The organism is Polynucleobacter sp. JS-JIR-II-50, from assembly GCF_018687895.1.
In the GTDB taxonomy this organism is placed as follows: Bacteria; Pseudomonadota; Gammaproteobacteria; order Burkholderiales; family Burkholderiaceae; genus Polynucleobacter.
On the sequence record NZ_CP061307.1, the window covers coordinates 1,000,138 to 1,011,973 of the forward strand.

Sequence of the window (11,836 nt, forward strand, 5' to 3'; positions counted from 1 at the left end):
AAATAATTCGTTCTGGATCAACCACCGGTAACTGGGGCAATCACTTCAATTTGGTCATCCTCATTTAATACAAAGTCTGCATGCTTAGTCTTGGGTACAAAATGGAGATTCACGGCAACGGCATAAGGTGGCTTCGCATTGATCAAGGCCAGAGCGTCACTCACCATACTCTTGCTAGGCAACTCATAAGCCACTTGATTAACGATTACGCGCATACCGCCTCAACCCGATTGTTATCTTGAGTCATACTCAATCCTAAATCCAATGCAGTCTTACTTGTGCCGAACTCCAAAAGCTCTAATGCGCAGTCAAGCACTGCAGGAGAAATCATAAAACCATGGCGATATAAGCCATTGATCATGATCAAATCTGTAAGCCCTTTATTTCTTATCGACCGAATTTCTGGGAGATTATTTTTTAAAGTCGGGCGACACTGTGTCGCCATCTCCAAAATACGCGCTTCCGCAAATCCACTATGAACGGTATAGACAGCGCTGAGTAATTCCATTGCAGAACGTACGCTCATTTCTGACAGATCATCGGATTCAATCTCCGTTGCACCCACCACATAGACGTCGTTTTCTTTAGGGGCAATATAAATCGGGTAGCGTGGATGGATTAAGCGCGTAGGGCGACGCAACTTCACTTCTGGCGCATGGAGTCGAATGACCTCACCGCGAACGCCACGTAAGCTGTTGGGCTTGTCCCCAGATAACCAGTCTTCTTTGGCACCTGTGCCGCGGCAATCAATTACCGCTTTATAGCCAGCCTGTTTTCGCAATTCAGATAGCTCGATTTCGGTATACCAGTAGCAATTGACCTTCAATAGCGTTAACTCGCTAGCGAGAGCATCCAATAGCTGGCGATTATCTAATTGCCCTTCATTGGGTAAATAGAGTCCTTGATTAAAGCGGTCGGCAACACCAGGCTCAAGATTCCTCAAAGCTTCGTTATTGAGCTTTTGCGGCGCACTTAAGCTAGAGTTGGAGCGACAATTTTTCTCCAGATGTGCAGCAAAGCGTTCAGCTTCACTGGTATCTTGGCGGTGCCACAAAATCAAAGTGCCATCTTGCTGAAAGTAAACCGGAGTAGACAAATTAGCAATGAGCTCTTTCCAGCGAGGCAGGCTATGCAAACCCATCCGTACCACTGAATCTTCGGTAATTGCAGATTCAGCTAATGGTGCCAACATCGCTGCAGCAATGCGCGCAGCAGCATGGGCGCCATCCGAGCCGCCCTTATCAAACAGATCAACTTGAGCACCGCCTTTAGCAAGTGCAACAGCCAACAAGCGACCTATCAGGCCGCCGCCGACAATTGCGAATTTGCTATTGGAGAAGCTTGCGCTAGCCATCTTTATCTTTTTAGCGAGTTGGATTACTGATAAATCTCACTACCGCGCTTGCGGAACTCTGCAGACATTTCTTCCATGCCCTTAGATGCATCGGCAACTTCAGTAATGGGGATGACTTTCGCTTTAGGATTGCCGTCTGCATCTAGAGTGGCCGCGTAATCACGAACTTCTTGGGTGATCTTCATCGAGCAGAACTTCGGACCACACATTGAGCAGAAGTGGGCAATCTTGGCACCTTCTGCTGGCAGTGTTGCATCGTGATACTCACGTGCGCGCTCAGGATCTAAGCCTAGATTAAATTGGTCTTCCCAGCGGAACTCAAAGCGTGCTTTAGAGAGAGCGTTATCGCGGACTTGCGCACCAGGCAAGCCTTTAGCTAAGTCAGCGCCATGGGCTGCAATCTTATAGGTGATGATGCCTTCGCGTACATCTTCCTTGTCCGGTAAACCTAAATGCTCTTTTGGTGTGACATAGCAAAGCATCGCTGTGCCATACCAACCGATTTGCGCAGCACCAATACCGCTGGTGATGTGGTCATAGCCAGGGGCGATATCGGTAATCAATGGTCCGAGGGTATAGAAAGGCGCTTCTAAGCAATGCTTCAGCTCTTCAGTCATATTCTCTTCAATGCGCTGCATTGGAACGTGACCCGGGCCTTCAATCATCACCTGTACATCATGCTTCCAAGCCTTAGCAGTCAACTCGCCGAGTGTATGGAGCTCACCAAACTGAGCAGCATCATTAGAGTCGGCAATGCAACCAGGGCGCAAACCATCACCCAAGCTAAATGACACGTCATAGGCTTTCATGATCTCGCAGATCTCATCAAACTTCGTGTAAAGGAAGTTCTCTTTGTGATGAGCCAAACACCATTTAGCCATGATCGAACCACCGCGAGAAACAATACCGGTAATACGATCAGCAGTTAACGGTACATAACGAAGTAATACACCGGCATGGATGGTGAAGTAGTCAACGCCTTGCTCTGCTTGCTCAATCAAGGTGTCGCGGAACATTTCCCATGTAAGGTCCTCAGCAATGCCGCCGGTTTTATCTAGTGCCTGATAGATTGGCACTGTGCCAATTGGAACTGGCGAGTTACGAATAATCCATTCGCGTGTCTCATGAATATGCTTGCCGGTGGAGAGATCCATGATGGTGTCTGCACCCCAACGAATCGACCACACCATCTTTTCAACTTCTTCATTAATGGATGAAGTAACAGCAGAGTTGCCTAAGTTGCCGTTAATCTTTACGCGGAAGTTGCGGCCAATAATCATTGGCTCTAATTCAGGGTGATTGATGTTTGCTGGAATGATCGCACGGCCTGCAGCAATCTCAGAGCGCACAAATTCACCGGTGACAATGTCTGGCAGATTCGCGCCATAGCCTTTACCAGGGTGCTGCTTAAGGAGTTGCTTATATGCTGGATCTTTGCGCAGTTGCTCCAGACCCATGGATTCACGCAGGGCGATGTATTCCATTTCAGGGGTGATGATTCCTTGGCGAGCGTAATACATCTGGCTGACGTTATGACCAGATTTAGCAACGCGCGGTGCGCTGATATGAGAAAAGCGTAAATTTTGGGTGGCTTCGTCTTGAGAGCGAGCAACGCCGTATTCAGAGCTAGGTCCTGCCAACTGGATGGTGTCATTACGCTCAGCAATCCAAGCATCACGTAGTCTTGGCAAACCCTTTTCAAGATTGATCACAACATCTGGATCGCTGTATGGGCCTGAAGTGTCATAAACAGGCACCGGAGGATTTGCCAACATCTCATCGCCTACTCGAGTAGGTAGTTGCTCAATCATGCGGATTGGCGCTTTGACATCAGGTCTTGAACCTTGGAGGTAAGTTTTTGTTGACGCTGGATAGGCAAATTTTTGCCCGAAGTCGCGCTCCAAACTTTTTAAACTTGGAATCTCGTGTTTAGCGTTTTTAGTTGAGGTGTTGCCTGTACTCATTTCCATCTCCTAGCTGTTTTAGATGGACGAAACCGGGTGTCGGTCTGATGTAACTCCCCACGCCAGCATTACCTGGATCGGGTTCTAGGGTCTTTCTCAGCGCCTTCTAGCAAAACTGCTATGAAGGGCACCCCTGTTTCATCCTTAAGATGAATTTAACCACGAATTGACTGTTTAAGGCATGACGCCAGTCAACCGGTAGCCCTGTTGCGCTAAACAAGGCGAAAACTCTATTTATTGCGTCGCAATATGAAATCGGCGGTAACAAAGGCGGCATCCGAGGTAAATTCATCGGCCAAGATTCTGGCAGCAGCCTCTAGCAGTGAAATTTTAAAAAAGCCGCTCACTTCGCCATCATGATTTGTGGGGACAAAGTTGTCAGCCAGTTCCAAATCATAGACATAGAGCTGCTCATCATGAAAGCCTCGACCTAGAGATGGACGGCGCATATGAATCCGTCCCACAGGTTCAATTTGATCGGAGATTTGTTCGGGTACGCCAGCTTCTTCCCAAAGCTCACGCCGCGCACTAACCCAGGGGGTTTCATCTGCCGTAATGCCACCGGCTGCCAAGTTGTCTAGCTTACCTGGATCAGTCGCCTTGGTTTCACTGCGTCTACCCAACCAAATTGTGTTGCCTTGGGTGTAGCCATTGATATGTGTGGCCATGCTACGAAACCCAAAGGTACGAAACGCAGCGCGTTCCATGCGAAAGTATTTGTGACCATTTTGATCAACCCACGCAAAGTCTTCGTTACGCCAGCCAGGAATAAATCCACCCAACCTCATGCGATTGGCCAATTGGTAGAGACTGTTTGATAAATCTCTAGGCTTGCCTAATTGAATGGTGAGTTTGTCATGACCCATGGCAATGAGCTCAATAGCTTCTTTGTGCAAAGACTCTTGCAGAAAAGGAATGAATTCTGGATTCAGGTGACCAATGAGTTGTTCGCCTGTTGCACCGCGGGATAAATAAATCGGCAGGTATTCCGCTGGAGCAGAACGCGCCGTATTTTGGAGCATTTCCTCAAGGGCGGCTAACGTACTGGTTGAGAGACTGGTCATGGTCTAAGTGTAAGGGAACTTCGTGTTCTATGCCCTTATTGGTAAAGCCGCATAACACAAAATATTTTAAGAACTAACTTAAATATTTATAAGTAAACATCCAAAATAGAGAAAGCTACCCTGCACACAAATTAGGCAAGCTAGGTCTGCCTATACAAATCTGTGACTTACGAAAACTTTTAAGGATTTATCCACATTACCTGTGGATAAGTATGGGGAATATTTGGTCCCGCCGACAGGAATCGAACCTGTATCCCACGCTTAGGAGGCATGTGCACTATCCATTGTGCTACGGCGAGATGCTAGGAAAACAAAAAAGTGTGCTAAGTCAATTCTAATGAATTACCAACCACACAGAGCCCATACTTGATTTGTCACTGCCACCATCATATCGGGTGCGAAGTACATTGAGAAAACGAACAACAAAATGAATAAAGCAAACCCATAAGAGATGATCTTTCCAATGCCTGGTTTTTTCTTAAGCATTAGCTACTCTATGAATTGCTCGTTCTTTGACGGGAAGATTTACTAAGAAAGCAAAGGCGCCCAATCCAATTGCAATTTCCCAAACAATTAAATAAGAGCCAGTTTGGTCAAACAAATAACCCCCTAGGAAGGCTCCACAGAAACTACCTAGCTGATGCGAGAAAAAGATGAGACCAGAAAGCATCGTCAAATACTTCACACCAAAAATTTGTGCAACGATACCGTTGGTCAGTGGAATGGTAGAAAGCCATAAGAAACCCATAATGGCAGCAAAGATGTAAGTACTCATCGGTGTTGGTGGCAGCAACAAGAACGCTGTAATGGCAATGGAACGACCAATATAGATTGCAGATAGTAAATAGCGTTTAGGGAGGTGTTGACCTAGGATGCCGGAGCTATAGGTGCCGAAGATATTAAACAAGCCGATTAAGGCTAGGGCGGTTGTCGCTACCACTGGAGCGCCAACCGCTGGATAAGTTGAGGAGAGATCTTTGAGGTAAGGCGCCAAATGAACCGCAATAAACACTACCTGAAAGCCACAAACAAAATAACCTAAGGTCAGGTAGCGAAAACTGGGGTTACCCAGAGCCTCTTTTAATGCTTGCTTAATCGTTTGATCACCCAGATTATGGTTATAGGTGAAATTCTTTTCACGCAACATGAATGCGGTTGGTACCATCAAACTTGCCATCAACGCCAACATCAGTAGTGCGTCTTGGGTGCCAAACATACTAAGCAAACTTTGTTCGGCTGGAATCATGAGGAATTGACCAAACGAGCCGGCAGCCGCAGTAATACCCATTGCCCAAACCCGTTTTTCAGCTGACACATTGCGACCTAAAATTCCATAGACCACGCTGTAGGTCGTGGCAGTTTGTGCCAGGCCAATAAGTAGGCCGCCGGCTAAAGTGAAATTCATGACATCAGTAGAGATAGCCATGCCTGCCAAACCTAGGGCATACAAAATCCCACCGGCAACCATGATTTTGAATGCGCCGTAGCGATCAGCCAAGGCCCCAGTAACTGGTTGCACAGCTCCCCAAATCAGATTTTGTAAAGCAATAGTCAGAGCAAACGTTTCTCGACCCCAGCCATTGGCAGAGGTAATGGGAAGATTGAAGAGTCCAAAGCCATGACGAATACCCATAGATAGGGTGACCATGAGCCCACCATAGATGAGGACCTGCTTCATCGAAAGTCCTGCTTTGGAGGTTTTCGTTGTCATCGGTTAGATGATTCCCTTTATGCGGAGTTCTTTGATTGCTTGATCATCCAGCTTGAGACGTTCATGCAGGATCTCTTGCGTATGCTGACCCAGTGTTGGTGGTGCCATTCGCACTTCAGTGGGTGTTTTAGATAGGCGCATCGGACTAGCAACCAATTTCATAGTGCCAACGGTCGGGTGGGGTACATCAATCTGTACGCCGCGATGAATCACTTGCTCGTTTTCAAAAACTTCTTTGAAGTTGTTGATCGGACCACAAGGAACATTGGCTTTCTCAAGCAGTGAAATCCATTCACCTTTGGTCTTCTTGCGCGTCATTTGCTCGAGAAGTGGAATGAGTTGCTTGCGATGTTCAACACGCTGCGGATTGGTTGCAAAGCGAGAGTCATCCGCTAATTGAGGTTCACCACCGGCGGCTACGAAATGTCGGAATTGACCATCGTTACCAGCGCCCACAATCATCCAGCCATCAGAGGTAGGGAAAGTTTGATAGGGAACGATGATCGGAGAAGCATTACCCCAGCGTTTCGGAACTTCTCCTGAGGTGAGATAGGCGCTGGATACATTGGCCATTACAGCTACTTGTGTATCTAGCAGTGACATATCAATGTATTGCCCTTCACCAGTATGGTCGCGATGGACAATGGCTGCGAGTATGGCGGTACTGGCATACATGCCAGTAAAAATATCCGCGATCGCAACCCCGGATTTTTGTGGACTAGCACCCTCGAAGTCATGCGCTTCACCGGTTACGCTCATGAAGCCGCCCATACCTTGAATAATGAAATCGTAGCCAGGGCGATGGGCGTAAGGCCCAGTTTGACCAAACCCAGTAATTGAGCAATAGACTAAATCGGGTTTAACCTTCTTTAGGCTTTCGTAGTCGAGTCCATATTTAGCCAGGTCACCCACTTTGTAGTTCTCAATGACAACATCAGAATCAGCCGCAAGTTTGCGGATTAGCTCTTGACCCTCGGGCTTGGCAATATCAACCGTAATAGAGCGTTTATTGCGATTGATGCAAATAAAATAGGCAGATTCGTCGGTTTCCTTGCCATTGGCATCTTTAGCGAATGGAGGACCCCAGTGACGGGTGTCGTCTCCAACGCCGGGTCTTTCGACTTTAATGACATCCGCACCCAAATCTGCCAGATTTTGAGCACACCAAGGACCAGCCAAGACTCGGCTGAGGTCTAAAACGCGAATATGACTTAAGGCTCCCATCCCCCGATTTTGGCATGGATGACAGGGGAATTCCCGAAAAATTCGGCTCGGATCTCAGACATGACTACAATTTGCGCGCATGGCTACCCGTAAAACTTCCGAATACAGCGAATCGTCGATTCAGGTCCTAAAAGGACTAGAACCAGTCCGTCAACGGCCTGGAATGTACACCCGCACCGACAATCCACTCCACATCATTCAAGAGGTGCTGGATAACGCATCTGATGAAGCTTTAGGGGGTTTTGGTAAGCAAATCATCGTTACGATGCATGCCGATGGCAGCGTAAGCGTAGAAGATGATGGGCGCGGTATTCCAGTGGGGATGCATCCTACCGAAAAATTACCGGTAGTGGAGATTGTGTTTACCCAGCTTCATGCCGGCGGTAAGTTTGAAAAAGGCACTGGTGGTGCCTATGCATTCTCAGGCGGCTTGCATGGTGTAGGTGTTTCCGTAACGAATGCTTTATCTAAAAGATTAGAAGTCACTGTTTGGCGTGATGGCCAAATGTCGACATTGACCTTTGCTGATGGCAAAGTGATTGAAAAGCTCAAAACAATTTCCTCTACAAAAGAAGACAAGTCGCACGGTACCCGCGTACGTGCTTGGCCAGATGGTAAGTATTTTGATAGCTCAGTGATTCCAATGCCTGAGCTCATTCGTCTATTGCGCTCCAAGGCAGTGTTATTGCCTGGCGTGAAGGTAACGCTGATTCAAGAAAAATCTGGTGATACCCAGACTTGGCAATATGCACAAGGCTTGCGTGGCTACTTAAATGAGGCGATTGCGCAAGCAGGTCATGGCGCCGAAGTCATTCCTCCATTCGAAGGCGAGCAATACGCTACTGGCACTGGAGAAGAGGATTCTTTTGCTGAAGGCGAGGGCGCGGCTTGGGTAGTTTGTTGGACTGAAGATGGTGCACCAGTGCGCGAGAGTTATGTGAACTTGATTCCAACGCCCGCTGGCGGTACTCATGAAAGCGGTTTGCGTGAAGGCTTATTTAATGCTGTTAAAGGCTTTATTGAGATGCATGCATTGCAACCGAAGGGTGTGAAACTGATGCCTGAGGACGTATTTGCACGCGCATCTTTCATTCTGTCGGCCAAAGTATTGGATCCTCAGTTCCAAGGGCAGATTAAAGAGCGCCTGAATTCTCGTGATGCCGTACGTTTGGTTTCTGGCTATGTGAAGTCTGCTTTAGAGCTTTGGCTCAACCAGCACGTTGACTACGGTCGCAAGTTAGCCGACCTGGTGATCAAGCAGGCGCAAGCGAGAACTCGTGCTGGTCAGAAGGTGGAGAAGAAGAAATCCTCTGGCGTAGCCGTACTCCCGGGCAAGCTTACAGATTGCGAGAGCGAAGATATCGGCATGAATGAAATCTTCCTGGTAGAGGGTGATTCTGCTGGTGGATCAGCCAAGATGGGACGTAACAAGGAATATCAAGCCATCCTGCCATTACGTGGCAAGGTATTAAATACCTGGGAGGCTGAGCGTGACCGCTTGTTTGCCAATAATGAAGTGCATGACATCGCTGTAGCAATTGGCGTGGATCCACATGGAGCAAATGACACTCCTGATTTATCTAATTTACGTTACGGCAAGGTTTGCATTCTGTCTGATGCGGACGTCGATGGCGCGCACATTCAAGTATTGCTCTTAACCTTGTTCTACAAACATTTCCCTAAACTCATTGAGTTAGGACATATACATATTTCTAGACCGCCACTATTTAGGGTGGATGCTCCAGCGCGCGGTAAGAAACCAGCACAAAAGATTTATGCCTTAGATGCTAATGAGCTTCAAGCTATTGAGGATAAATTACGTAAAGATGGCGTCAAAGAAACCGCGTGGCAGATCTCTCGCTTTAAGGGTTTAGGAGAAATGAGTGCGGAGCAGCTTTGGGATACGACCTTGAATCCAGACACTCGGCGTTTACTACCGGTTACTTTGGGCGCGTGGACTGAGGACGAAACATTTAAAACAATGGATATGCTGATGGGTAAATCAGAGTCTGGTGCACGCCGTGACTGGCTTGAAGAGCGTGGCAATGAAGTGGAGGCGGATATCTAATGGCGATTAAAAAGACTTCTGATAAAAATACTCCGGCTGATCAGGCGGATTTGTTCTCCAGCCCGATTGAAGTAGATATTGTTGAAGTGGATGAAGCTCCTGCCGTAGCTGCTACCTCAGGTGGCGGATCAGGCAATCACGACCCCAAAACAATTGATCTCAATGAGGATGGAAAAGATAGCTTAACTCTGGCGGTATACGCAGAGCGTGCCTATTTAGATTACGCAATTAGCGTGGTTAAGGGTCGCGCACTACCAGATGTGTCTGATGGTCAGAAGCCTGTGCAGCGTCGTATTTTGTTCTCGATGAGCGAAATGGGTTTGCGTGCCGATGCAAAACCGGTGAAGAGTGCGCGTGTAGTTGGTGATGTGTTGGGTAAGTTCCATCCGCACGGCGACCAATCTGCATATGATGCTTTAGTTCGTTTAGCACAAAGCTTCTCATTGCGTTACCCATTAATCGATGGTCAAGGTAACTTCGGCTCACGCGATGGCGATGGCGCGGCGGCGATGCGTTATACCGAGGCGCGCCTTACTAAGATCGCTAGCTTGCTTTTAAGTGAAATCGATGAAGGTACGGTAGATTTTGCGCCGAACTACGACGGCTCATTCCAAGAGCCCAAATTATTGCCAGCGCGCCTACCGTTTGTTTTGCTTAATGGTGCATCTGGTATTGCCGTAGGTATGGCTACCGAGATTCCTTCGCATAATTTGCGTGAAGTAGCTACGGCTGCCGTTGCATTAATGAAGTCTCCGAAGATGAGCACTTCAGAGCTTTTAGAAATCATGCCTGGCCCTGACTATCCAGGTGGCGGCCAAATTATTTCCTCTGCAGCAGAAATTGCGCAGATTTACGAGGCAGGGCGCGGCAGTATTAAAGTGCGCGCAAGATGGTCTGTTGAGGAGCTGGCGCGTGGTCAATGGCAGATTGTGGTTAACGAACTTCCACCAGCAACTTCCTCGCAGCGTGTCTTGCAAGAGATTGAAGAAATCACCAATCCTAAGGTGAAAGTCGGTAAGAAGACCTTAACTCCTGAGCAAAATAATCTCAAATCGACCATTCTGAATGTGCTCGATGGCGTGCGTGATGAATCGAGCAAGGATGCCGCAGTACGTTTGGTATTTGAGCCAAAGAGCAAAAATATTGACGTGAATGAGTTTGTCAATTTATTGCTTGCTCATACTTCATTAGAATCCAATGCCCCAATGAATTTGGTGATGATTGGTAATGATGGTCGTCCACGTCAAAAGGGCCTAAAAGAAATTCTGTCTGAGTGGGTTGCATTTAGAGTTGCCACTGTCACTCGACGAACTCAGCACCGCTTAGGCAAGGTCAAAGACCGTATGCATATTTTGGAAGGGCGTTTAACCGTTCTTCTGAATATTGATAAGGTCATTAAGATCATCCGCAATAGTGATGAGCCTAAAGCGGATTTGATTAAAGAGTTCAAGCTCAGCGATCGTCAGGCTGAAGATATTTTGGATATTCGCTTGCGCCAGTTGGCGCGTCTTGAAGGTATCAAGATCGAGCAAGAGCTGAAAGAACTTAAGACTGAACGTGATGACCTGGAAGGTTTATTGCAAAACGACACCGTATTACGCAAGCGCATCATCAAAGAAATCGAATCCGATATGAAGGACTTTGGTGATGATCGTCGCACCCTGATTCAGGAAGATAAGCGCGCCGTTGCTGAGACCAAAGTCATTGATGAGCCTGTCACAGTCATTGTTTCCCAAAAGGGCTGGGTACGTGTTCGTCAAGGTCATGAGCATGATGCAACTCAATTTGGCTTCAAAGCGGGCGATGCTTTATACGCTACCTTTGAAGTGAGAACTGTAGATGTTATTCAGGGCTTTGGTAGTGACGGGCGTGTATACACAGTTCCCGTCAGTGAATTACCGGGCGCTCGTGGAGATGGCTCGCCATTAACTAGTTTTGTGAACTTGGCTGCTGGCTCACAAATGGTTGCCTATTACGCTGGTCAACCCGATGATTTGGTATTGCTTTCTACTAAAGCCGGTTATGGATTCTTGGCTAACGTTGCTGATATGACTACCCGTAACAAAGCGGGCAAATCATTCTTGAGTATGGACGCTAAGGTCCCTGGCGATGCCCCTTTAGGTGCCGCCAAGGTAAAGGTAGGCATGAAGCAAGTTGCCTGCTTATCAGAGGCTTCTAAGTTATTAGTGTTCCCATTGGATGAACTCAAGCGCCTGCCAACCGGAGGTAAGGGTGTAATTCTCATGGGCTTGGATGATAAAGAGCATTTGGCGTCAGCTATCGCAGTTGGCCCAGATGGCGCTACTTATTCGGGTGCTGGACGCGCGGGTAAGCCGACTGAACTCGGCTTAGATGCCAAAACCTTGAAGTCATTTGCGGGTAACCGTGCTCGCAAGGGTCACTTTGTTGAGCCACGTTTAAAAGACGGCAAGTTGACAGCAAATTAAGCCA

9 protein-coding genes, 1 tRNA gene and 1 riboswitch are annotated in these 11,836 nt (G+C 47.6%); of the genes, 2 read left to right on the top strand and 8 right to left on the bottom strand.

The window, feature by feature from the left end; translation table 11 throughout:
• Window positions 1-17 precede the first annotated feature (17 nt).
• The 8 genes from thiS to FD963_RS05295 all read right to left on the bottom strand — a co-directional run bounded on the left by thiS (window position 18) and on the right by FD963_RS05295 (window position 7,317).
• Window positions 18-215: a sulfur carrier protein ThiS gene (gene thiS, locus FD963_RS05260; RefSeq protein WP_215363661.1), complete on the bottom strand. Its 198-nt coding sequence runs from the start codon at window positions 213-215 to the stop codon at window positions 18-20.
• A complete protein-coding gene (locus FD963_RS05265) occupies window positions 206-1,354 on the bottom strand; it encodes an FAD-dependent oxidoreductase (RefSeq protein WP_215363664.1) in 1,149 nt (382 codons plus the stop codon). Before FD963_RS05265 ends, thiS begins: the two co-directional genes overlap by 10 nt.
• A 23-nt stretch (window positions 1,355-1,377) precedes the next feature.
• Entirely contained in the window at window positions 1,378-3,318 is a 1,941-nt protein-coding gene (gene thiC / locus FD963_RS05270; protein WP_251367334.1) for a phosphomethylpyrimidine synthase ThiC, read from the bottom strand.
• 37 nt (window positions 3,319-3,355) lie between these two features.
• Window positions 3,356-3,463, bottom strand: a riboswitch (TPP riboswitch).
• An 85-nt stretch (window positions 3,464-3,548) separates the two neighbouring features.
• Window positions 3,549-4,382, bottom strand: coding sequence for an NUDIX hydrolase family protein (locus FD963_RS05275; protein ID WP_215363667.1), 834 nt, complete (start codon window positions 4,380-4,382; stop codon window positions 3,549-3,551).
• A 224-nt stretch (window positions 4,383-4,606) separates the two neighbouring features.
• Window positions 4,607-4,681 (bottom strand) — tRNA-Arg (locus FD963_RS05280).
• Between the two features lie 43 nt (window positions 4,682-4,724).
• Window positions 4,725-4,868: a hypothetical protein gene (locus FD963_RS05285; protein ID WP_215360194.1), complete on the bottom strand. Its 144-nt coding sequence runs from the start codon at window positions 4,866-4,868 to the stop codon at window positions 4,725-4,727.
• The gene (locus FD963_RS05290) at window positions 4,861-6,093 is read right to left on the bottom strand and encodes an MFS transporter (RefSeq protein ID WP_215363669.1); all 1,233 of its coding nucleotides are present in this window, start codon (window positions 6,091-6,093) and stop codon (window positions 4,861-4,863) included. Before FD963_RS05290 ends, FD963_RS05285 begins: the two co-directional genes overlap by 8 nt.
• A 3-nt stretch (window positions 6,094-6,096) precedes the next feature.
• Window positions 6,097-7,317, bottom strand: a complete 1,221-nt coding sequence (locus FD963_RS05295; RefSeq protein WP_215363670.1) for a CaiB/BaiF CoA-transferase family protein — start codon at window positions 7,315-7,317, stop codon at window positions 6,097-6,099.
• 79 nt (window positions 7,318-7,396) lie between these two features.
• Between FD963_RS05295 and FD963_RS05300 the strand changes: the two genes are divergently transcribed.
• Window positions 7,397-9,385 carry a DNA topoisomerase IV subunit B gene (locus tag FD963_RS05300; protein ID WP_215363672.1) on the top strand — a complete coding sequence of 663 codons (1,989 nt, stop codon included), beginning with the start codon at window positions 7,397-7,399 and terminating at the stop codon, window positions 9,383-9,385.
• Window positions 9,385-11,832, top strand: a complete 2,448-nt coding sequence (gene parC, locus FD963_RS05305; RefSeq protein WP_251367335.1) for a DNA topoisomerase IV subunit A — start codon at window positions 9,385-9,387, stop codon at window positions 11,830-11,832. The genes FD963_RS05300 and parC overlap by 1 nt, the downstream gene beginning before the upstream one ends.
• Window positions 11,833-11,836 lie beyond the last annotated feature (4 nt).